This window comes from Clostridium pasteurianum DSM 525 = ATCC 6013, from assembly GCF_000807255.1.
Taxonomy (GTDB): Bacteria; Bacillota; Clostridia; order Clostridiales; family Clostridiaceae; genus Clostridium_I; species Clostridium_I pasteurianum.
The window spans coordinates 2,067,941-2,092,100 of sequence record NZ_CP009268.1; the positions used below are offsets into that span (position 1 = coordinate 2,067,941).

The 24,160-nt window shown below is 28.0% G+C and carries 21 protein-coding genes; 12 read left to right on the forward strand and 9 right to left on the reverse strand.

What is annotated here, in order from left to right; genetic code table 11:
- Nucleotides 1–169: 169 nt before the first annotated feature.
- Entirely contained in the window at nucleotides 170–928 is a 759-nt protein-coding gene (locus tag CLPA_RS09395) for a segregation/condensation protein A (RefSeq protein WP_003444265.1), read from the forward strand.
- Entirely contained in the window at nucleotides 915–1,508 is a 594-nt protein-coding gene (gene scpB / locus CLPA_RS09400; protein ID WP_143756574.1) for an SMC-Scp complex subunit ScpB, read from the forward strand. The genes CLPA_RS09395 and scpB overlap by 14 nt, the downstream gene beginning before the upstream one ends.
- A 251-nt stretch (nucleotides 1,509–1,759) precedes the next feature.
- Here the strand turns inward: scpB and ytfJ are convergent, their stop codons facing one another.
- Nucleotides 1,760–2,209 (reverse strand): GerW family sporulation protein, encoded by a 450-nt coding sequence (gene ytfJ, locus CLPA_RS09405; RefSeq protein WP_003444295.1) that lies wholly within the window; start codon nucleotides 2,207–2,209, stop codon nucleotides 1,760–1,762.
- Nucleotides 2,210–2,770: a DUF2953 domain-containing protein gene (locus CLPA_RS09410; RefSeq protein ID WP_236900400.1), complete on the reverse strand. Its 561-nt coding sequence runs from the start codon at nucleotides 2,768–2,770 to the stop codon at nucleotides 2,210–2,212. It abuts the gene before it with no gap.
- 449 nt (nucleotides 2,771–3,219) lie between these two features.
- On the opposite strand from CLPA_RS09410, the gene CLPA_RS09415 reads away from it, so the two are divergent.
- Nucleotides 3,220–4,332, forward strand: a complete 1,113-nt coding sequence (locus tag CLPA_RS09415) for a D-alanyl-D-alanine carboxypeptidase family protein (protein WP_003444301.1) — start codon at nucleotides 3,220–3,222, stop codon at nucleotides 4,330–4,332.
- A gap of 75 nt (nucleotides 4,333–4,407) precedes the next feature.
- On the opposite strand, the gene CLPA_RS09420 is transcribed toward CLPA_RS09415, so the two are convergent.
- The 6 genes from CLPA_RS09420 to CLPA_RS09445 form a co-directional block, all read right to left on the reverse strand.
- Nucleotides 4,408–5,685, reverse strand: a complete 1,278-nt coding sequence (locus CLPA_RS09420; RefSeq protein WP_003444302.1) for an FAD-dependent oxidoreductase — start codon at nucleotides 5,683–5,685, stop codon at nucleotides 4,408–4,410.
- Between the two features lie 33 nt (nucleotides 5,686–5,718).
- Nucleotides 5,719–6,699: a sulfide/dihydroorotate dehydrogenase-like FAD/NAD-binding protein gene (locus CLPA_RS09425; RefSeq protein WP_003444303.1), complete on the reverse strand. Its 981-nt coding sequence runs from the start codon at nucleotides 6,697–6,699 to the stop codon at nucleotides 5,719–5,721.
- A gap of 158 nt (nucleotides 6,700–6,857) precedes the next feature.
- On the reverse strand, nucleotides 6,858–8,366 hold the full coding sequence (locus CLPA_RS09430; RefSeq protein WP_003444304.1) for a nitrogenase component 1: 1,509 nt from the start codon (nucleotides 8,364–8,366) through the stop codon (nucleotides 6,858–6,860).
- A 7-nt stretch (nucleotides 8,367–8,373) separates the two neighbouring features.
- Nucleotides 8,374–9,711, reverse strand: a complete 1,338-nt coding sequence (locus tag CLPA_RS09435) for a nitrogenase component 1 (protein WP_003444305.1) — start codon at nucleotides 9,709–9,711, stop codon at nucleotides 8,374–8,376.
- 173 nt (nucleotides 9,712–9,884) lie between these two features.
- The gene (locus tag CLPA_RS09440) at nucleotides 9,885–10,484 is read right to left on the reverse strand and encodes a DUF6465 family protein (protein ID WP_003444306.1); all 600 of its coding nucleotides are present in this window, start codon (nucleotides 10,482–10,484) and stop codon (nucleotides 9,885–9,887) included.
- Nucleotides 10,485–10,775: 291 nt separating this feature from the next.
- Nucleotides 10,776–11,033 carry a YkuS family protein gene (locus CLPA_RS09445; protein ID WP_003444307.1) on the reverse strand — a complete coding sequence of 86 codons (258 nt, stop codon included), beginning with the start codon at nucleotides 11,031–11,033 and terminating at the stop codon, nucleotides 10,776–10,778.
- Between the two features lie 350 nt (nucleotides 11,034–11,383).
- Here CLPA_RS09445 and CLPA_RS09450 point away from each other — a divergent pair, with 350 nt between their 5' ends.
- From CLPA_RS09450 to CLPA_RS09480, 7 genes are all read left to right on the forward strand, one after another.
- On the forward strand, nucleotides 11,384–12,097 hold the full coding sequence (locus CLPA_RS09450) for a pseudouridine synthase (protein WP_003444308.1): 714 nt from the start codon (nucleotides 11,384–11,386) through the stop codon (nucleotides 12,095–12,097).
- A 147-nt stretch (nucleotides 12,098–12,244) separates the two neighbouring features.
- Nucleotides 12,245–13,135 (forward strand): MurR/RpiR family transcriptional regulator, encoded by an 891-nt coding sequence (locus CLPA_RS09455; protein ID WP_003444309.1) that lies wholly within the window; start codon nucleotides 12,245–12,247, stop codon nucleotides 13,133–13,135.
- Between the two features lie 102 nt (nucleotides 13,136–13,237).
- Complete coding sequence (locus CLPA_RS09460) at nucleotides 13,238–14,452, forward strand: BaiN/RdsA family NAD(P)/FAD-dependent oxidoreductase (RefSeq protein ID WP_003444310.1); 1,215 nt, start codon at nucleotides 13,238–13,240, stop codon at nucleotides 14,450–14,452.
- A 122-nt stretch (nucleotides 14,453–14,574) separates the two neighbouring features.
- Complete coding sequence (gene cmk, locus CLPA_RS09465) at nucleotides 14,575–15,243, forward strand: (d)CMP kinase (protein ID WP_003444311.1); 669 nt, start codon at nucleotides 14,575–14,577, stop codon at nucleotides 15,241–15,243.
- Nucleotides 15,244–15,261: 18 nt separating this feature from the next.
- Complete coding sequence (locus tag CLPA_RS09470; RefSeq protein ID WP_003444312.1) at nucleotides 15,262–17,193, forward strand: bifunctional 4-hydroxy-3-methylbut-2-enyl diphosphate reductase/30S ribosomal protein S1; 1,932 nt, start codon at nucleotides 15,262–15,264, stop codon at nucleotides 17,191–17,193.
- A gap of 132 nt (nucleotides 17,194–17,325) precedes the next feature.
- The gene (locus tag CLPA_RS09475; protein ID WP_003444313.1) at nucleotides 17,326–18,378 is read left to right on the forward strand and encodes a CotS family spore coat protein; all 1,053 of its coding nucleotides are present in this window, start codon (nucleotides 17,326–17,328) and stop codon (nucleotides 18,376–18,378) included.
- 174 nt (nucleotides 18,379–18,552) lie between these two features.
- Nucleotides 18,553–19,425 carry a GNAT family N-acetyltransferase gene (locus CLPA_RS09480; RefSeq protein ID WP_003444314.1) on the forward strand — a complete coding sequence of 291 codons (873 nt, stop codon included), beginning with the start codon at nucleotides 18,553–18,555 and terminating at the stop codon, nucleotides 19,423–19,425.
- Nucleotides 19,426–19,491: 66 nt separating this feature from the next.
- Here the strand turns inward: CLPA_RS09480 and CLPA_RS21155 are convergent, their stop codons facing one another.
- Nucleotides 19,492–19,638 carry a hypothetical protein gene (locus tag CLPA_RS21155; protein WP_155760368.1) on the reverse strand — a complete coding sequence of 49 codons (147 nt, stop codon included), beginning with the start codon at nucleotides 19,636–19,638 and terminating at the stop codon, nucleotides 19,492–19,494.
- A 458-nt stretch (nucleotides 19,639–20,096) separates the two neighbouring features.
- On the opposite strand from CLPA_RS21155, the gene miaB reads away from it, so the two are divergent.
- Both miaB and mutS read left to right on the forward strand, forming a co-directional pair.
- Nucleotides 20,097–21,428, forward strand: a complete 1,332-nt coding sequence (gene miaB / locus CLPA_RS09485; protein WP_003444315.1) for a tRNA (N6-isopentenyl adenosine(37)-C2)-methylthiotransferase MiaB — start codon at nucleotides 20,097–20,099, stop codon at nucleotides 21,426–21,428.
- A 44-nt stretch (nucleotides 21,429–21,472) separates the two neighbouring features.
- Nucleotides 21,473–24,100, forward strand: a complete 2,628-nt coding sequence (gene mutS, locus CLPA_RS09490; protein WP_003444316.1) for a DNA mismatch repair protein MutS — start codon at nucleotides 21,473–21,475, stop codon at nucleotides 24,098–24,100.
- The last annotated feature ends 60 nt before the right edge of the window (nucleotides 24,101–24,160 follow it).

Consider the following 24,160-nt stretch of genomic DNA (forward strand, 5'->3'; position numbering starts at 1 on the left):
TATAATTATATATGTATCTATATTATTGATGAAGTTTATTTTATAATCTCAAAATATAAATATCTATTAATAATAAAAGGGAAAAGGTTATAGTAAAAATCTATTTTAGAATTATATATAATCTATTTAAGTGTATAATAAATATAAGTTTAAAATCAGGAGAAACTCTATGTCAATAAATATAAAATTAAACAATTTTGAAGGTCCTTTTGACCTTTTACTACACCTTATAAAAAGAAATAAAATGGATATATATGATATAAAAATATATGATATAACCTCACAGTATTTAAGTTATATAAAGACAATGAAAGAGATGGATTTGGAGATAACCTCTGAATTTATTGTAATTGCTGCAAATTTGCTTGAAATTAAATCAAAATTATTATTACCTAAAAATAAAGTTGAAGAATTAGAAGAAGAGGGAAAAGACCCTAGAATGGATTTGGTTTCAAAACTTGTTGAGTATAAAAAGTACAAGCTTGCTGCTGACTTTTTTAAAGAAAGGGAAGATATCAAGGGAGAAGTATTTACAAAAAAACCTGAAATTATAGAGGATATGGATAAAAAATCTAGTTCTACAGAGGAATTATTAAAAAATATAAGTATGTTAGATTTATTTAATTTATATGATAATCTCATTAATACATATTTAAGTAAAATTAATAAAGAAAATGTTATTTCAAAAGAAATTCCCATTGATAAGTTTAGAATAGAAGATAAAATAGAAGAATTAATGTCAACCTTTAAAGATAAAAAAAGAATATTCTTTTCAGATGTGAAAAAAGAGTGTAATAGTAAAATGGAAATAGTAGTTACATTTTTAGCCCTTTTAGAATTAATAAAACTAAGAAGTGTAAGGGTAATACAGCAAGCTAACTTTAATGAAATTTATATTGAAAGGATTTTTGATGGTGAAGAATTATAATATAGAGCAATTGGAAATAGAGGGAGTTTTAAATAAAGAAAAGTATTTTTCAATAATTGAATCACTTTTATTTGTAAGTGGTGAACCCATGAAAGTAAAAAATATATCTGAAATAATTGAATGCGATTTACACTACACTAAAAAGTTGTTAAAAGAAATGATTTATAATTATGAAAATAATGTAAGGGGAATAAAACTCATTTCTATAAATGATAACTATCAATTGGTTACAAAACCTGACAATAGTTCCTATATTCAAAAACTTTTAAAGACCAATACAAGACAGTCTCTATCTCAAGCATCTCTAGAAGCATTGGCTATTATTGCTTATAAACAACCAGTAACAAGAATAGATATAGATGAAATTAGAGGAGTAAAGTCGGATAGAGCTATCAGTAGTTTACAGGAAAAAAATTTAATTAAAGAATGTGGAAGATTAGATGCACCAGGAAGGCCTATATTATATGGAACTACTGAAGAATTCTTAAGATATTTTGAGTTGTCAAATCTACAAGAACTTCCTAAAATAGAAGAGTTTGTTGAAAGCTTTAAAGATATTATAGAAGAGGATGAAGATTAAATAAAAAGGTATATCCAACCTTATATTGATAAAAGATAATATTCAATTTAGTAATTAAATATTAATAAGCATAGATAAGAGAGATACGCTGACATAAAAATATTAAATTTATATTTAAAGTTTAATATTTATAAAATGAGATGAATTATATATTTTTTAATCTAGCAAGTAATTCATAGATATATTGTTAGGTAATAATATTTTGCTTTATATATAATTATAAATGCTGTATAGAATTACTTGCTATCATTTTATTTAATGTCAGTTTCATCTTTTTCTATAGAATTATTTTTAGATTTCAACGCTTCATTTTTATTCTCTTTATGCTTCCCTATATTGTCTTTTATCAGATCAATTATTTGAGGTATAGTATCTACCATCTTATCATAAGTATTTTGAGAATCTAAGGATAAGAGTCTTACCGTATTTTCTTTAAGAACCAGAAAGGCTACAGGTTTTACAGATACACCAGCACCAGAACCTCCTCCAAAGGGAAATTTATCTGAAGGGCTATCTTTAGTAATATTATCAGAAAATTCAGTACCGCCTGAGGCGAAGCCAAAGGAAACTTTAGATATAGGTAATATTAAAGTTCCATCTTTGGCTTCTACAGGGTCACCCACAATTGTATTAACATCAATCATATCTCTTAAATTTTCCATAGTATTTGTCATTAAATTTTCAATAGAATGATTTTCCAATTACAATTCCTCCTTAGGATGTAAAATTTTTGTGTTTTTAAGCTTTTTATTATTTAAAAAGACTAATAGGATTAATATGACTATATATATAGTATTTACTATACTTATTCTTAATATACTTTTTAAGCATAAATCTATTTTTGATGATTTGAAATTAGGTATAATGGAGAAAGTATATTTTTTTATATGAAAAAATTTACCTATGGAAAAATATAAAATAGGTGAAAGAGAATTTAAAAATCCAAAGCATATTGCAGTTTTAGCCGCATCTTCAAAACCAAAATTCAAGTAAAGATTGAAAATCAATCTAGGTTTTAAAGGATTATTTTTAAGCTTTATAGCTACATTTTTAATTAAGGGATAAAAATCTTTTAATATTTGGAAATAATCTTTACTTCTTATATCATGTTTTATATTTTTAGTTACTCTTTTCTTAAAACTTATCTCTTTTTCGTATATGTATATATGTAAGTTGTTATTATAATAGTGTAATTTAAAAGGGATTGGTATTGGAAAAAGTGTTATTATAAAAATAATTAGGATTATAATGATAATGTGCATAGTAACTCCTTGTGATTCAATAATATTATTACATATTATAACCATATTCACCAATTTTAATAAGATATTTAAATTTATTGAATATTAGATGAAAAGTTTTAAGTGAATTTATTATAAATGGTGAAAAAATAGAATTATGGTAAAGTATTCATTTAAAATTTTTTATTTAATTTACATAATTTAAATTATGTAAATTAAATAAAAATGTAAACCAAAGCATAGATTTTAATTTTATACAAATAATAATAAAGCATCAATTTAATTATCATAAAATCACAATATTATTAGAATAACGAAACACAATAATTAAACACATAACTATGAAATAATATATTAGCTAACATTAAAACTAAAGCATATAAAATATTTATGATTACTATGTAGTTAAATGGTTATGAGAAGAATAATATAATATTTTGCAAATAAGAAAATTATAAGAAGGTGTAGAGATGAAAATTGTAAGAACTAATAAGATAATAATTTTATTAATTTGTTTTTGTTTAATAAATATGTTTACTTATAATGTAAAAGCGCAGAACTTAAATGTAGATGCAAAAGCAGCAATTGCATTAGATAGTAAATCTAAATTAGTTCTATATGAAAAAAATTCAGATATGATTCTTCCTATGGCAAGTACCACTAAAATTATGACTGCCCTTGTTACAATAAAATATGGCGATTTGGATAAAAAAATTACTATATCTAAAGCATCTGCTAGTGTAAGAGGATCTACTGTTGGATATAAAGAAGGAGAAGTAATAACGGAGAGAGAGTTACTATATGGTCTTATGTTCCGTTCAGGTAATGATGCGGCTATTGCCTTAGCAGAGGGTGTAGGTGGAAGTGTAGAACAATTTTTAAAATTAATGAATGAATACGCTGTTGAAATTGGAGCTTTTAATTCACATTTTGAATCTCCTCACGGCTTAGATAGCGAAAATCATTATTGTACTGCTTACGATTTGGCACTGATAACTGCAAAAGCTAAAGAAAATAAAATATTTAATGATATAGTAGGATGTAAAGATGTTACTGATGAAGAAATGAATTTTACAAGAAGTTATCACAATATAAATAAAATACTATATCAAATTCCCGGGGCAAATGGTGTTAAAACCGGATATACAGGGAATGCCGGTAAATGTTTGGTTACATCTGTAGATATGGATGGTCATGATGTTATATTTGTAGTACTTAATTGCACTCCTAGATGGAAGGAAACTGGCAAAATATACAAGTATGTTAAAGATAATTATTCTTATAAAAAGCTTTGCTCAGTAAATGATAATATTCCAAAAGCGGCAATAAATAAAAAAGATAATGTTAAATTGTCATTAAAAGAAGATATAGTGCTGCCTTGTGAAAATAATAAAAATTATACTACAAAATATGTAATACCTAAAATTTCTCTTAAAAAAATAAATAAAGGTGATGAATTTGGAAAGGTGCAAGTGTATAAAGAAGACAAATTACTTTATTCTGAACCTTTAATAGTAAATAATAATATTAAAGAAAAAAGCTCTATAATAGACAAATTCTTTAAAGGTATAAAGAAAAATTAGATTTTAACAGCTGTGTAAAACTACAAAAGCCGTCTCACAATCTGTACAATGTGAGACAGTCTTTTGTATTAAAATTTAAACTAATTTTTGATTAAATATATCTGTAAGATTTAATTTTTCTACTTTTCGTTTTATTTCATCTGAATCTATGGTATATAGATTTAGTTCCTGCATTCGTTTGAAATAGTCAGAACCTGCAAAGGTATAACGCTTTCTGCGGCCGTCTTTTTCCAGCATTTTATAATTAGCAAAAGCTAAAAAGTCGCCAGAAGCTAGATCTCTTGGCAAGATTAAAGAAGGAATTCCAAGGACGCTTCTTACAGCATTATGACCAGCTAGAGAACCAGTTAATATAGCTTCAGTATGACCAACAAACAGTCCTCCTTTTTCACCACCGCAAAATAGGTTATCTATTCCTTTTACTTTCATATCATCATTTCTTGGTGCAACAGATAGATATCGCACAGAATTTCCTTTCCCTCCTGCATATGGATCTACAAATTTGACATTTTCAAGTCCATGAATTTTTCTGAGCTTTTCTAGAGGATAGAAGGTTGTCATAAGTTTTGCATGACCAGTATCCAAAAGTATAATATTCTCGGCAAATTCTTTTAATGCATATTGCTGGCAGACTTTTATTTTAAGTTTATCAAGATTTACATCTTCTGGTGGTATTTTTAATATAACAACACCTTTTTCATCTAGTTCTTTAACTATAAAATCGCTTAGTGATTCTTTTGCAAGTTTACAGGAACCACTGAAGGCACCTAAGTTGCCATCTTCTCTTTCACCTTGAAGATCGTCTACGCCTGCTCTGCTGCTTATACTTACCCTTGGTCCAAAGGCAGGGCATCTGAGTATGCACATGGAACAGCCATTACCATATTTTAAGCAATTGCCCATAGGACCTGTAGAGCCCGTAGTTTCTATAAATACATCACCTTTTACATAGGTACCGTCAGCAAGATATATTCCTTCTATTTTGTTATTAATTTTTTTTACGTCTATAACTCTGCTTATTAAATTAATTGATATATTTAACTCTTTTAAATAATTTCGCACATGGGATTCTATTTTATTTACATCATAAAGCCAAGCATGTTTATGACCTGGAAAATCAATATTTTTATGCCTTGTATTTTTATCTGTTATGTTTATCAAATCACCTGCACCTAAGGCAAGTAATTCTTCAGCGGCTGTATATCGACCGTTATTTCGCATTATACCTCCAACATTTCCAAGACCTAATAATAAGTCGGTTTTTTCATATAGTTCAACTTCTGCACCAGATTTTTTTGCTGTAATGGCTGCGGCACAACCAGACCAGCCACCACCAATAATTACAACTTTCATATAAAATAATCCTCCTAAAATCTATTGATTTTGCTATAATGCTCTTCTGCCTTTAAATATATATTTAGGATCAATTTGTAGCTTACATAATCTTTTTACAATATCACCATCATATCGTGTGCTGCAGGTACCGCATATACCTTCTCCACAGCACATTCTTGCATTATTACAGCAGGCTATTTTAGTATCTTCTTTGGTTTGTTCCAGCAAATTGCTTATAAATATATCTGGACCTGCACAGTATATGATATTTATATCTTTTTCATATTTATTTATAATATTTTTTAGTTCCTCTGAAAGAGTGCCATCATTATTTATAACGGTACATTCTATTAATTCAGCATTACATAGGTCTAGATATTTCTTTATAAATATATCTTTATAATTCCCTTTATCCAAAACAGCAATGATTTTATTTCCGTTACTATATAATTTTTCCATTACAGGTATCATTGGAGCCATACCTATGCCTCTGGCAATTATCAGAGATGTACCATCTTTGCTATGGTATATATTTTTTAGACCAAGAACTCCATTCCAATAAGGTCCTCTTAGGGCTATGTTATCATTTTCCTGAAGTTTATCTATACTTTTAGTTTTTATTCCCTTTACATCAATAACTATTTTTATAATATTTTCATTTACATCTGTATCCATTATTGAAATAGGAGCATCGAAATATCCATTGGATTTAGGATGTCTTATAAAAACAAAACTACCAGGCTGTGACAATTCTTGAACAAGTTTATGTTTTGCAGATATAGTAAAACATAAGAGATTATCATCTATTGTTTCTTTCTTTAGTATTTTACATAGGCTTACTTTTCTTAAATTTTTTGCATGATTTCCATTCCAGGCATATTCCTGATATATACAAACTCCCTTCCAATTTGTGCAATCGCAAAAACTTTTTCCTTGAAGATGAGAACAAAGAAGGCAGTTACCAGTTTCTGCAAGATGGCAGGGGCAATATTCTGTTCCAGCATCAATACAATCCTTTATTTCATAGTCCATATCTTTACCTCCAAACTGTTAAATAAAGACCTATATAATAGAATATTTATTTAGTGAAATTTGTGTTACAGCTTAAGAGTAAAATATGAATAAAATAATTAGAGGAGTCTTCTCACAAGAGGTACAATATGCCTTGTGAGAAAACTCCTTAATCTTATTTATTCCTTTATATATGAAAATGGATTTTTATTATACCATTCCTTTTTATAGGGAAGATCTGTGTTCGCCTGTAGTTTATGTTGGAAAGAAGGATTTCTTAGTAGTTTTGTCATTCTTCTTGCTACATCATAGGAACCTTTGTATCCAAAATAATTATGCGGGCCTCCAAATAGCGGCAGTGAAGGAATACCGAGTTTAGATACCCATACTCCAGCTCCAGCATGAGTTAGGCATATATCTGGTCTATATCTGTTTATTATATTAATCAATTCGAAAACCTGATTTGGTGCTACGCTTATTTCTAAGTCTGGAAACTTCTCATTGAATTTTGTATAGAGATCTGTACTTAAACTGTCATAATGATGAGCTCTAATGGATACAATCTCGCAGCCTAATTCATGAAGAAGTTCTGCATCAGATACTACTCTTATTACCCCTCCAGTTACAAGCACTCTTTTACCTTTTAAAATTTTCTTATAAGGTTCTATTGCAGAAAAGATTTCTTGCTCTTCTGCTAAAACTATTTCTTTTGCCTTTTTCTCTAAATTAAGCTGTTTTGCTACCTCTATAAACCATTCACTTGTATTTTTTATGCCTACAGGCATATTGTGAATAAAATAGGGAATGTTAAATCTTTCTTTTAAAAAAGTTAAAAAGTAGTCGTCATGTACGTTGCAGAGACTTATATTTAAAGCTGCCTCAGACAATTTTTTAAAATCATTGGGATGTGCAAAATTAGGGAAAACCCTTACTTTAAGATCTAATGTCTCCAATAATCTTTTTATCTCCAATTCATCAGGATAGGTGAGGGAACCAAAATTAAATAAATTTACGATTTTAGATTTTTTATGAACTTCTCCTTCCAATTGAAATCTTGAATTGTTTTCTCCTATATTACCTGATGAGTCCTTAGACAAATCAAGATTTCTGCCTACACCATGATAATAAGTGTCATAAGCATTGGCAACTATTGGAGATTTAATTCCTTCACAGTGCATTGGTATTATTTTTGCATTTATATCTTTTTGTATATTCCTTACCACTTCATCAATATCATCACCAATCATACTTGGAGAACAGGTATTCATGACAATGATAGCTTTAGGTTTGTAACGTTTGTCAGCTTCTAATATGGTTTTATTTAGTTTACTTTCACCTCCATTGATAATGTCTTTCTCTGTGAGATTAGTGGATAACCATATTAAAGGTTTAGGAATTTTGCCTCTGGCTTTTGTTCCAGAATTAACTTGAAAATTAGATGAATGAATCTGTGATCCACAACCTACAGGACCATGAATTACAAATACTGTATCTGGCATGGTAAGAGCCATCCCAAGCACTAGACTTAATTGGCAAGCAGTTGCTTGAGTAAAACTTCTTTTTTTATTCTTTAAACAACCTTCTTTAGCACAACTCAATAGTTCACAGGCGTTACCTCCAAAGGCACTCCCTACAAAATTCAATCTATGTTCACGTTTAGGTGCAACTTTATTATCAAAATAGCTCATTTTCAATCTACCTCCCACTAAGAATTACATCTAACAAATCTTCTACCAAATGAAGGGCACCATTATATCCAGCATATCCTCTGTCTAATATTGCTCTATTTAGTATTGGATAACTTACACTTAATATTTTTGCACCAATTTTATTGGCAAAATCTTTTTCAAAAGAACTGCCTAATATAAAAAGAGGGGAAATAGAATCCTGATATTTTTTAGATTTATCAACTTCAAAAATGTTTGTGAAATTTTCATAAATTTTTGAAGTATCTGTTTCATATAAAAGTTTCATATCTCTGTCTAAATTTATATTCTTAAAACTATCATCTAAAATACTCTTTTGATTATCTTCAAGCTGATCTGTTACGACAGCAATTTTAGGGATCCAGCCTAAATCTTCATATAAAAATCTTGTTATTGACAGGGTATTATTTGCATTTCCTACTACTATTGCATAATGTTGAAAATCCGAATCTGTATAGATATCTGATATTCTTTCAATATACTTATAATAGTTTGCATTTTCTTCACTTATTAATTTTTCAACTTTTTTATTATCTATTTCTAGTAGCTTAGAGATAGATAATAAAAACTCAGCAGTAGCTGTTGGTCCTATTGGAAGTTCACTGGCATAATAAGGTATATTGTGTTTCTTTTCAAAACTTTTTGCGGCACCGATGCCATAGGTTTTTGATAAAACGATATTTAATAAAGCTTCTGAGGCATTTTTTAAATTATCTATACTTTGATCATTAGTAAAAAAAGTATTTACTTCTAATCCAAGCTTCTCGAGTAACCTTTTTATTTCAGATAAATCTCCTCTAAAGAAGGGATCACTAGCTGGAACTAATCCAAAAATATTTACTAAGTTTTTTCTTTTACTTTTCTTTTCTTTTAAATAGTTGATAAACAGTTTTTCCAGTACCAATTCATAACCATTATATGAAGTTCCTTTAAAACCTCCTGTTTCCACAGACAATATAGGAACCTCTGAATTTTTAAAGTTTCTGAGGACTGCTTCTATATCATCTCCAATTATTTCTGTCATGCATCCGCTGGTTACCAAGAATAAATCTGCATCAATAATTTCAAGGGTACTGTTTATTTGTTCATTTAGTCTTAAAGATCCTCCAAAGACAATATCATTTTCAGTTAAGCCTGAAGTGGGAACTGAACTTCCTCCACAATAACCTGAACCCCAAAATCCACTGCCACCCATATATGCTCCAAAAAGATTTGAACCACAGCCCGCTGTAGCATGGACTATTGGAACTACTCTTGGCAATGCACTTATAGTACTTAGAGCACCTCCAAGAGCACAGGAAAATCTGGGTTTTTCAATATAAGTCATATACATACCTCCATAAATATAAAAGACTAAGTATCTCACATATAGATTTAGTGAGATACTTAGTCTCCAGTTTTCTGGTTAACAAATTTAAATATCCTAGTATACATATACGGATATTATATATTTCTATTTGAAGCTTGTCAATGAATATATGAGAGTTCATAAATTATTTTTTAGAGAAATTTTATAGATATAGTAGTTTCATTATTTACTAAATAATAGGCTGTATTTTCTTCAACTTTATAGTATATTTTTAAATCTTTAACATCAGACAATTTTTTAGATTCAGACCATTTAACTTTAAATTGTTCTATCAAATAATCTTCACTCATTTCTTTGCCAAAGTACTGTATATAAAGAGATTTAGTGAAAGTTTTAGCCTTGATATTGTCTTTTACAGAATTTATAAGTTCTTCGGAAGCAGTAAAAACTTTATTAGAAACATCCAAAGTAGCATCTTTTAAATCGTTTAAATTTTTCTGTATATTTTCTTTAGATTTGTTTAAAGGAGGCTCTATATTTTCCTTTATAGATTTTATATTGACTTTTTTTGCTATATCTTCAGAGGTTTTTGTAATTGTTTTCTTTGCGTTTTTTGAAACAGTCTTCACTTTTTCAGCAGTAGATTTAGAAGCATCCTTCAAATCGTTTAAATTTTTTTGTAAATTATCTTTAGCATTTTCAGAAGCATCTATGAACTTTTTGGCAGTAATTTTAGAAGCATCCACAGTTATATTTTTCAAATGATTTAAACTTTTAACTTTTTTATTCATAATATTGCGCCCCCTAAATATATTCTATAAATATATTTTATCATCCATACCAGTTAATAACAATAATACTTAAGTTATTTATTATAAATTGTATCATTTTATATTTTAATGATAATTCAAATATTTAAAGAGGAATTTGCAATATTAATTAAAATTGTAAATATTCTTATTTATTTGTGAAAAATTAGATAGATTTTAATAGCTATTTACAACAGTATAATAGCTAAGAAGATGTTTTACAATAAGTATTTATGGATTGTAAAACATCTTCTTCTATTCCTAAAAATCTATTTATCTTCCTCGTATTATCTGTTTTTCAATATTTTCAGGAGTTCTACCTTCAGCGGATATAACAGGAACCTTTGTAGAGGAATTTTCAATTCCAATAAAATTTTCATTACCACCAGTAGAAACTATAAAGTCAACACTATTAAGAAAACTGTTATCATTAATTTGTGAAGTTTCAAATTCTTTTGTGTTGTAACCTCTGCTCCTTAAAAAATCTTCTACATTAGTTAATCCCTTTTCTACACCAATAGTTCTTATCATAATTATCACCTCTATAGTATTGTTAGCAAAACAAAAAAGCAATATACAGAAAAATATTTCTATATTATTTGATTTTAAGGCTTATAAAATATATAATTCAATATGTAAATTTTATTATATATGTTCAAATTCGTAATTAAATGTTGATAATTATAAATAACCTGTATATAGTTTAATAAATGTATATTTCAATTTAAGTATGTATATATTAAGTAAATTCAATTTCAATTATTTGATGTAATAAATTTCATATATAATAGGATTATAAAAAAACTTAAATGTATATTTTAAATAGGCAAATAAATGCTGTCTGATTAATAATATATTATTTTGAATAATAGGTGAGTATTGTGAAGGAAAGATTACAAAAGTTTATGGCTAGCTGTGGTGTGGCATCCAGAAGAAATTGTGAAAAAATGATAGAAGAGGGAAAAGTAAAGGTTAATGGTATAGTAGTTAGAGAATTAGGGGTTAAAGTTGAAACAGATTCAGATGAAGTACTAGTGAATAATGAAAAAATTTTTGTGGAGAAAAAACAGATTTATATTATGCTTAATAAGCCAGAAGGATATCTTTGTACTTTAAAAGACGAAAGAGGGAGAAAAACTGTACTGGATATAGTAAAAGTACAGGAAAGGATATTTCCAATTGGAAGACTTGACTATGATACATCTGGTTTATTACTTATGACTAATGATGGAGATATATATAATAAAGTAATACATCCAAGAAAAAAAGTTGATAAAATTTATGAAGCCACTATTAAGGGATATCCTTCAAAAGAACAAATAGAGAAATTTTGTAAGGGTATAGATATAGGCAATTATATTACTGCACCAGCAAATTTTATGATAATTGATGGCAGTGAAAGAGAATCCAAAGTCAAAATTACAATTCATGAAGGTAAGAAGAGACAAATAAGAAAAATGTGCAAATGTATAAATCATCCCGTAATTACTCTAAATAGACTATCAATTGGTGATATAAAATTAGATTCACATTTGAAGAAAGGACAATGGAGATTCTTGAAAGATAGTGAAATAGATTATCTTAAAAATTTGTAATTCATTTTTCTAAAATTTTAGATAAATGAATTAATTTATTGTAAATTTTCACTGAAAATGAATACATCATTGATAAGTTTGTGATTTGATGGTAAAATGAAGTGAATATTTTACTTGAGGCTTCATTTTAAGAAAGGGCTGATTTGTATGGAGAATAATGAGGAAAGCAGCAAGCAAGATTTAATGATTACCATTCAGTCAAAATTTCAAAGACTGAGTAAAGGGCAAAAATTAATAGCTGAATATATATTAAAACATTACGATAAAGCTGCATTTATGACCGCAGCAAAATTAGGTATAAGCGTTGGAGTAAGTGAATCTACAGTGGTCAGGTTTGCAAATGAATTGGGATTTAGCGGTTATCCTAAATTGCAAAAAGCACTGCAGGAATTAATAAAAAATAAATTAACTACAGTTCAGAGATTAGAACTTTCAAATAATTTTATAAGTGAAGAAAATGCCTTGAAAGGCGTTTTAAAATCTGATATGGAAAATATAAGAACTACTTTGGAAAAAATAGATCACAATGCTTTTGAAGAAGTAGTAAACGGCATCTTTGCTGCAAGAAAAATATACATAATTGGGCTTAGAAGTTCAACAGCTTTATCTGAGTTTCTGGGATTTTATTTAAATTTAATTTTAGATAATGTAAATATGGTTGCATATGGTATGAGTGATATATTTGAACAGCTTATCAATATATCTCACGAGGATCTTGTAATAGCTATAGGATTTCCAAGATATGCCATAAGGACTATAGAAGCACTTAATTATGCTCAGAGTAAGGGGACAAAGGTTGTAGCTATAACAGATAGTGTACTTTCACCTTTAGCTGCAAAAGCTGATTACACATTAATAGCTCAAAGCAATATGGCATCTTTTGTGGATTCACTAGTAGCTCCTTTAAGTGTAATAAATGCACTAATTGTAGCAGTGGGACTTAGAGAAAAAGAAAAAATATCACGAAATTTTGAAGAACTGGAAAATATATGGCAAGAATATCAAGTTTATTCCTTTAAAGAAAACACCAGGAAATAGAAAAGCTGTTTTTTAGTATAATATATGCTGAATCCATAAAGACATTAGATCTTTAGCGAAAGCGACATGGTCGCTTTTTTTACTTTGTAAGGAGGATATCTTTTGAAAAAAGTTATAGTTATTGGTGGCGGACCGGCTGGTATTATGGCAGCTATGGCAGCTGCTGAAAAAAATAAGGTTATATTAATTGAAAGAAATGAAAAATTAGGTAAGAAATTATACATTACTGGTAAAGGAAGATGTAATGTAACCAACAATAAAGATATTAGTGAATTTTTTGATTATATTCCTGGAAATCCAGAATTTTTGTACAGTTCTCTGTATACTTATACTAATTTTGATGTAATGAATTATTTTGAAAATATGGGAATACGTTTAAAGGTAGAAAGAGGAGATAGAGTTTTTCCAAAATCAGATAAATCCTCTGACATAATAAATGCACTTAAAAGATCTTTAGAAAATAAAAATGTAGAAATTATGTTGAATACGAGAATAAGTAGTATTAATATAGAAAATGGTAATATAAAAAGCTTAGTTACAGATGAAAAAAATATAATTAAAGGAGATCATTTTATAATATGCACGGGAGGTCTATCTTATCCTCAGACTGGTTCTACGGGAGATGGATTGGATTTTGCAAGGGAAGCTGGGCATAACATTACAGAAATAAAGCCTTCTCTTGTGCCTATAGAAATAAATGAAGATTGGATAAGTAATCTTCAGGGATTATCACTTAGAAATGTTGAACTATCTATTATGAAAAAAAATAAAATAATATACAGAGATTTTGGTGAAATGTTATTTACCCATTATGGAATATCAGGACCAATTGTATTGAAAGCCAGTAGAATGGTCAACGAAAAAGAAAATATGTCTGTATTAGTAAATTTAAAACCTGCCTTGAAAAGAGATGAATTGGATAAGAGAATACAAAGGGATTTCACAAAATTTTCAAATAAGGATTTTAAAAATTCTCTAAATGAACTATTACCGCAAAAACTAATAAATACTATTGTAAATCTTTCGGGTATAGATGAAAATAAAAAAGTGAATTCTATAACTAGAGAAGAAAGAAAGAATCTGGTTGACATTATACAAAAGTTTACTTTAAGTATTAAGGGTTTACGTGATATTAAAGAGGCTATAGTTACTTCTGGAGGAGTAGATATAAAGGAGATAGATCCATCTACTTTAAGATCTAGAATAATAAATAACATGTCTTTTGCAGGAGAGGTAATGGATGTAGATGCATATACTGGTGGGTATAATATACAAATAGCATTTTCTACGGGATACTTAGCGGGAAAAAGTGTATAATAATATGGCTTTACAGTACTATGAAATAATAATTTATTAATTTATAGTAAAGTTTAAAGGATTTTAATATTTTTTATAGAATATATAAAGTGAACTTTTATGATAAGAAAGGCGGATTGTAATTGAGATTGTCTGTAGCCATAGATGGGCCTGCTGGGGCAGGTAAAAGTACCATAGCAAAAATAATAGGCAAAAATTTTAATCTTATGTATATAAATACTGGAGCAATGTATAGAGCTGTTACTGTACTTGCCATTAGAAATAATATAAATTATTCTGATATAGAAAAATTATGTACTCTGGTAGATTCACTGGAAATACATTTTGAAAAAGATAAAATTATTGTAAATAATGAAGATTTAAGTGATAAAATAAATATGCCCGAAATAAGTAATCAGGTATCCAATTATGCTGCAGTTTTAGAGGTAAGAGAAAGACTTGTGAAACTTCAAAGAAAAATGTCTGAAAAATATGATGTAGTTATGGATGGCAGGGATATTGGAACAGTAGTTTTAAAAGATGCAGCTTTTAAATTTTATTTAACAGCATCTCCAGAAAATCGTGCAACTAGAAGATTTAAAGAATTTATAGATAAAGGTATTGATGTAAAATACGAAAAAATACTTAGGGATATAATAGAGAGAGATTATATAGATTCCCATAGAAAAGTAAACCCTTTGACTAAAGCAGAAGATGCAATAGAAATAGATTCTTCCAATATGACTATAGAAGAGGTAGTTGCTTTCATAACAAATTGTATAAAAAAGGACATATATGAAGCTTTAGATTAACACTTAGGTGGTTTTGGTATGAGAAAAATTATTTTGGCAGATAATGCAGGATTTTGTTTCGGTGTGAAAAGAGCAGTTGATATTGCAATAAGTACAAAAAGAGAGCAGTATAAAAACAAGAGGATCTATACTTTAGGTCAGCTAATTCATAATAATGATGTAGTTAAATATCTGGAGTCTAAAAATATTCATGCAGTAGATATTAAAGATATTGATAAACTGAGTAATAATGATATTATTATTATAAGGTCTCATGGTATTTCTCAAGATATAATAGAATTGTTAAAATCAAAAAATTTAAATATTGTAGATGCTACTTGTCCTTATGTAGCCAATATACACAAAAAAGTAAAAGAATATAGTAACAGAGGATATCAAATAGTTATTGTGGGAGACAAAAATCACCCAGAAGTGATTGGTATAAATGGATGGTGTGATAATAAGGCCATTATATCTAAGAAAGGTGAAAATCTAGATAATATTTCAGGGAAAGTGTGTTTAGTAGCACAAACTACAGAAAAACAGGAAAACTGGCAAAAAGTGCTGAAAATAGTTTCAGAAAGAGCCGAGGAAATAATTCCTTTTAATACTATATGTAATGCTACTGAAGTAAGACAAAAAAAAGCTGATGAATTATCAAAAGAAGCACAGGTAATAGTGGTTCTTGGAGGACATCATAGTTCAAATACTACTAAGCTCTTTGAAATATGTAAAAGAAATTGTGAAAATACTATACATGTAGAGAATTCAGGTGAAATACCTGATGAATTATATAAAGGAAAAGATAACATTATAATAGGCGTTGCGGCAGGAGCTTCAACACCGGATTGGATTATAAAGGAGGCAATAAATAAAATGAGTGATGAACAAAAATTAGAAGGTATGAATGAAGTAATTAAAATGATGGATGAGAATGAAAAGAAGGTCTATGTTGGAGCTTTGGTAAAAGGTGAAATAATACAAATTAATGAAAAGGCAGCATTTTTAAATATTGGATATAAGAATGATGGTATACTTCCATTAAATGAAGTTACCAGTGATGAAAATGTAAAATTGACAGATTTATTTACTGTAGGTGAAGAAATTGAAGCTAAAGTAATCAAATTAAAGAATGAGGATAATTACGTAGTTCTCTCAAAAAGTGAGCTTGAGAGAGATCAAGGCCTTAAATCTATAAAAGATGCATTTGAAAATAAAAATTCAATAAAGGTATTAGTAAAAGAAGCTGTTAATGGAGGTCTTGTTTCAAATTATAAGGGCATAAGGGTATTTATTCCAGCTTCTCATGTAGAACTTTATCATGTAGATGATTTAAATGAATATGTTGGAAAAGAATTAGAAGTAAATATAATTGAATTTACCAAGAGAAGAAATGCAAATAGAATTGTAGGTTCCAGAAGAGAAGTATTAAAAGCTGTCAAAGAAGAACAAGAAAATGAGACTTGGAATTCCCTTGAAAAAGACCAAGTAGTAGAAGGTCAAGTAAAGAGGTTAACAAATTTTGGTGCTTTTATTGATATAAATGGAGTTGATGGTCTTTTACATGTATCTGAAATATCTTGGGGAAGAGTTGAAAAACCATCAGATGTATTAAAAGTTGATGAAAAGGTAAAAGTTTATATTTTAGATATAGATAAGGAAAATAAAAAATTATCTCTCAGCATTAAGAAATTAATGGAGGATCCATGGACAAATGTTGAAGAAAAATATCCAGTAGGTTCAGTAGTATTAGGTAAAGTTGTACGTTTTGCTGCTTTTGGTGCTTTTATTGAATTAGAACCAGGAGTGGATGCTCTTGTACATATATCAGAAATAAGTCACAAGAGAATAGCTAAGCCTTCAGAAGTATTGAGTATTGGTGAAGAAATTAAAGCTAAAATACTTGATGTAAATAAGGAAAATAAAAAAATAGGCCTTAGCATAAAAGAAGTAGAAGAGACTGTTGATTAGTATATAAATTTCTATAGAAAAATATTAAAAAGTAGATGCATTTGACACTAGTTGTTAATGCATCTATTTTTAATGTAATAAAGTATATTTTTTAGTAATATATTTTAGTATTGAGGGTATAGGAGGATTTGTATGGAACAAATTAAAAACTTCAATACTACTACTGGTTTAACAGATTATGAGATAAGTATGATAAAAAATATAATGAAAAAATACAATATAAATGTAAAGTATATAGAAAAGATAAGAAGTGTTTACAAGATAAAGACAGAAGATAAATTTTTATGTTTAAAAAAAATGAAACATGGAAAGATGAAGCCTGTAAATGGAAATATTTTAGTACAAGAATTAAAGAAGAATAAATTTAATAATGTACCTATGTATATAAAAACTAATAATAATAAGCTCTTTGTAAAATATAAAGGATTTATATTTTATCTAATTGAGTGGATTGATGGCGAAGAATGTAGAATGAAAAATTTAGATGAAGCCGTAAATTGTGCTAAATTGCTGGGGGAATTTCATTTAGCAACTAGTAAAATAGAAAACAAAAAATTATACAACATAAAAGATGATAGTAGGAAATGGGATAAAGTTTTTATAAAATATCTAAATGATATAAAAAGATATGAAAAGATTATAGACAAAAAAGATATTGTAAGTGAATTTGATATATTATATAAAGAAAATATAAGTTATTTTTATAATCAGGGTATTTTTGCATTTAATTTGTTATATAAATCTCACTATAATAAATTAATAAGTTCTAAAGAAAAAACAATATGCCATGATAGTTATTATTATCAAAATATAATAAAAAAGAATGATGATTATTATATAGTAGATTTAGATAGTATTATTATTAATTTAAAAATTTACGATTTAGGAAAGATGATAAGTAGGCTCATGTACAGCAGCCATTATAAATGGAATTTTAATAAAGCTAAGATTTTAATAGAAGCATATAACTCAGTAAATAAACTTTCTTATGAAGAAATGGAAACTATGTTAGCTTATATTGTATTTCCAAGGAAGTTTTGGAAACTAGGAAAGAAAAGATATGTAAAGAATAAGAATTGGATAGAAAATAAGTATATACACAAGTTAAAAAGAATTATCGAGTTAAAAGGAAAAGAAAAAAAATTTGTTGAAGAATATAAAATTTATTTATATGATTTTATTTGAAAATAATTTAACGAATTGACAATAATAATATAAATATTTATACTTATGCATATACAATAATAAATTTATAAAAGTGTCAATTCTAGGGCTGATTGATTTAAATCAGCTTTTTAAAACTCCGTGAGTTTATATTTATGGATGCTTTAAATCAATATAAAGTATAAGAGGGTTAGTATGTACAATTGTATAGATTTAAATAAAACAAATATTTATAATTTGAAAAAGCTTACGGCTTTTAGCCCTAAATTTAATAATTTAAACAAAGATTTTTTCAATATTTATGATAATTCTAATTTTATACAGAAACATTTTCAAAGAAAAAGAGTGAAAATTTTAAATTATGGTGAAGAATCTATTGGATATATATGGACTACTAATAATTTCAGGGCAGTATATACTATAGAAGCAATGAGTGTAGTATCCAATAATAATTTAAATTTAAAGAAATGTTATGAGAAGTTATTACATTCAGTAAGTAATAAGGGTGTTTTTATATATGAATGTGAAAAAAATGACTATAATTTTAAAACTTTAAAAGATATAGGTTTTAAAATTTTAAATGGAACATTAGAGATGAAATGTAATTTAGACAGAGAATATAATTTCAACGTGAAAGGTGATATAGTCATTGAAAATTTAGTTTTGAACAGAGATGAAAAAAAGAGATGTGCAATTCAAAATGCCATATTCAAAAAGGATGGGAGAACACCTCTTACTGTTGAAGATATTTATTTTGACCAATGTCAAAATTATTACTTTGATAAAGGATGCTTTTTTATAAAGCTTAAAGGATTTGTCATAGGATATGGACAGATAATAATTAACGATGGCATTCCTGTAATTGTTAATTTTGGTATACTGGAGAATTTTAGAGGTAAAGGCTACGGCAGATTATTTTTATTATTTTTAATTTCAAAAGCTAAACAACAAAAGTTTAGAGAGATATTTATAAGAGTAGATTCTTCAAACACTATAGCTTTCAATTTGTATAGAAGTGTAGGTTTTGAAATAGAAAAAGAAATATGTACCTGGAAATTTAAATCTTAATTATATATTTTTTTACACAAAAAACTGTCGCACTAATTTTTTAGTGCGACAGCCCCTCTTTAAATATTACTCTTCGAAAAGATCACTAAAAGGTACATAGGATGTAGGAGTATTTAATAAACTTCTGTTAGGAACTCTTTCAAAATACATTCTATCTTTAATTGTTTCATATTTTAATTCTTCATCTTTTGTCTCTAATTTAGCATCATACATATAAATCTCTCCTCCTGTAAAGTAGATTTATTTCTATGTTAGTATTCTCAATATATGTATAAATAATTCTATTGATTTACAAAAAATTTAATTATTCTAATATATATATAGGCAAAAAAATTTCCGATTTAAATCTGATGACTACCATCCGTAATACTTCCAGCTTCTATAAAGTGGGAGATAACGGCTGTTACGTCTCTGGATAACAATTTCTTTGTTTATGAACTTTTATTTTAATATAAAATAAAGTATAATGTATTAGTTAAGAGCAAGTTATTGATATTAAAAATTGTACTTTAGCTAATTTAAGTTAATTATGAATAAATATAATACTGCTATATTGAGTTCTATATTTAAAAATAAAGAATAAAATTTTTAATTTATATGAATTGATGAATATAGTTTGATTTAAGTACTAGGATAATAATTCAATGGATAAAGCAAAAGAGGTGTAATAAATGGAGAAAAATATCAAGAAATTTTATATAGAAACTTGGGGTTGTCAGATGAACGAGGAAGATTCTGAAAAACTTTCAGGAATGTTAAAATTAAGTGGCTATGAAAGAACTGAGGATAAGAAAAAAGCCGATTTAATTATATTTAATACCTGCTGTGTAAGAGAAAATGCAGAACAAAAGGTATATGGAAATTTAGGGGCATTGAAAAGTGTAAAAGAAAAAAGGCCAGATTTAATTATTGCAATTTGTGGATGCATGATGCAGCAGGAAAATATGGCAGATGATATTATAAAAAGATTTCCCTTTGTAGATATAATTTTTGGAACTCATAATTCGCATATGCTTCCAGAATATTTAAATAGAGTTAAGCAGGAAGGTAAATCTATTATTGAAATATGGGATAAAGAAAAGGGAATAGTTGAGGGCCTACCTGTAGATAGACTTAGTAAAATCAAAGCCTTTGTAACTATAATGTATGGATGCAATAATTTCTGTACTTATTGTATAGTTCCCTATGTAAGAGGTCGTGAGAGAAGTAGAACACCAGAGGACATAGAAAAGGAAATAATGGAACTTGTAAAAGAAGGATATAAAGAGATAACCTTACTTGGTCAAAATGTAAACTCATATGGAAAAGATTTTACTCCTGCTTTAGATTTTGCAGACTTACTTATGAGAATAAATAAAATTGAAGGATTGGAGAGAATAAGATTTATGACTTCCCATCCAAAAGATCTATCTCTTAAAGTAATAGAAGCTATTAGAGATAGTGAAAAAGTTTGTAAGCATATACATTTGCCAGTGCAATCTGGTTCTTCAAAAATTCTTAAAAAAATGAATAGACACTATGATAGAGAATATTATATGAAACTTATAAAAAATATAAAAGAACAAATTCCGGGTATAGCCCTTAGTACAGATATTATTGTAGGATTTCCGGGAGAAACAGAAGAAGATTTTAATGATACATTAAAACTTATAGAAGATGTGGAATATGATTCAGCCTTTACATTTTTATATTCCCCTAGAAAGGGAACACCAGCCTCACAGATGGAAGAAGAAATGATCAGTGAGGAAGTAAAACACGAGAGATTTAACAGACTTGTGACTTTGGTAAATGATATTAGTGCAAAGAAAAATAGAGAATATCATAATAAAATTGTGGAAGTCTTAGTGGAAGGTACTAGTAAAAATGACGAAAATAAGCTTATGGGGAGAACGAGAACGGGAAAACTTGTGAACTTTGAAGGATTAAGGGAGAACATAGGTAATTTAGTTAAAGTAAAAATAACAAAAGCTCAATCTTTTTCACTATATGGTGAAGAAGTTTAAAGTATATTTAAAGATTAATTTTATTCAGGTAGGGAGTTGTAGATATGGGATTAACACCAATGATGCAGCAATACATAAATGTAAAAGAAAAATGTAAAGATTGCATATTGTTTTTTAGACTTGGTGATTTTTATGAGATGTTTTTTGAGGATGCTAAAATAGCCTCTAGAGAGCTTGAACTTGTTCTTACTGGTAAAGATTGTGGACTTTCTGAAAGGGCACCTATGTGTGGTGTGCCCTTTCACTCTGCTAATATGTATATAACTAAGCTGATAAGTAAAGGTTATAAAGTTGCAATTGGAGAGCAGCTGGAGAACCCGGCATCAGCTAAAGGTATAGTTAAGAGAGGAATAGTTAAAATAGTTACTCCTGGAACTTATACAGATTCCTCTTTCTTAGAGGATACAAAGAACAACTATATAATGAGTATTTTTATAGATAAAAGTAAATTTGGTATTAGTATAGCTGATGTTTCAACTGGAGAGTTTAACTGTACTTCCTGGGATATGGAAGGAGATTTAATTATAAATGAAATATCAAAATATTCTCCTAAGGAGATATTGGTCCAGGAGAGTTTAAATGTAGAATTATTAGAATCTATAAGAGAAAGATTCAATTGTTCTTTTACTAAATTTAAAGATGAATTTTTTAATAAGGATGCTTATGAAAATTTAAAACAGAAATTTTCAAATTTTGATGAAAAAAAATTCAATGATTTAATTGTAGCAAGTTCCAATGGATTATTGAGATACTTGATGGATACTCAAAAGGTTTCTCTAGCACATATTGATAATATGAATTATTATAATGTTGTTGACTATATGAGTATAGATGCAAATTCAAGAAGAAATTTAGAACTTACGGAAACTCTTAGAGAAAAAAGTAAAAAAGGCTCTTTACTTTGGGTGCTGGATAAAACCAGTACAGCTATGGGAGGAAGACAGCTAAGACGATGGATAGAGGAACCACTGATAGATGAAAAAGCTATAAATCAAAGACTTGATTCAGTACAGGAATTTACAGAAAATTTATCTCTTCATGAAGATTTAAAAAATGCATTAAAACAAGTTTATGATATTGAAAGATTAATTGGAAAGATATCTACTTTAAGTGTAAATGCAAAGGAAATGATATTTTTAAAAAACTCTATAGAAAAACTACCAGCTATAAAAGATATATTGAAAGGATGCAAAAGTAGCTTGCTTAAAGGAATGCAGGAAAACTTAGATGATCTAAAGGACATTTACAATATTTTAGATAAATCTGTTTTGGATTCACCTTCAATTTCAATAAAAGAAGGAAATATAATTAAAGATGGCTACAATACTGAGGTAGATGAACTGCGTCAAGCTAAAACTCATGGAAAAGAGTGGATAGCAAAGCTTGAAAGCAGCGAAAGAGAAGAAACAGGAATTAAATCTTTAAAAGTAGGGTATAATAAAGTATTTGGATACTATATAGAGATTACTAAATCAAATTTAAATTTGGTTCCTGAAGGAAAATATATAAGAAAGCAGACTCTAGCAAATTGTGAAAGATACATAACAGAAGAACTTAAGCAAATGGAAGAAAAGATTTTAGGAGCTGAAGAAAAACTTATAAATATAGAATATGAATTATTTGTTGAGATAAGAGATAAAATATCCACCCACATAGATAGAATGAAAAAAAGCGCTAAATTGTTATCTGAACTTGATTGCCTTTGTTCTTTTGCAAGTGTTGCTCTAGAAAATAATTATTGTAAACCTCAGATATCTACAGATGGAGCTATAAAAATTGAGGAGGGCAGACATCCAGTAGTAGAAAATATGCTTTCAGCGGGTACTTTTGTTGCCAATGATACTAAGATAAATACCACAGATGAACAACTTATGTTAATTACAGGTCCTAATATGGCAGGTAAATCTACATATATGAGGCAGGTAGCTTTAATAGTTATTATGTCTCAAATTGGTAGTTTTGTTCCAGCAAAGAATGCAGTTATTTCAGTTTGTGATAGAATATTTACAAGAATAGGTGCTTCAGATGATTTAGCAGCAGGAAAAAGTACCTTTATGGTGGAAATGTGGGAAGTTTCAAATATATTAAAAAATGCCACCACAAAAAGTCTTATAATTTTAGATGAAGTGGGAAGGGGAACTAGTACTTATGATGGACTAAGTATTGCTTGGTCAGTGGTAGAGTATTTGTGTACTAATAAAAATTTGAAATGTAAAACACTTTTTGCTACCCATTATCATGAACTTACTGCCCTTGAAGGTGTAATTTCTGGTCTTAAAAATTATTCTATAGCAGTTAAGCAGATTCAGGATAATATTGTATTTTTGAGAAAAATAGTTTCAGGTGGAGCAGATCAATCCTATGGTATAGAAGTGGCTAAACTGGCAGGACTTCCAGAAAAGGTAACTAAACGTGCAAAGGAAATATTAGAAGAATTAGAAAAAGATAATGACAAAGAAGTGGCTGTTGATTCTATAAATAGTGCTTCTTCAAAAGTGAATAATAAAAATAAGAAAAAGAAAAGGGATAATGAAATACTTCAATTGGGTTTTGATGATTTAAGAAAAGAAGAATTTTTGAAAGATATTTCTAACATTGATATAATGAATATGACACCGATGGATTGTATGAATACCTTATATAAAATTATAAAAGATGCAAAAAATTTTTAGAACATAAGTAAATATATGAAAAGTTTAAATTATTAATCTATTTAGTAGTACCAATATAAG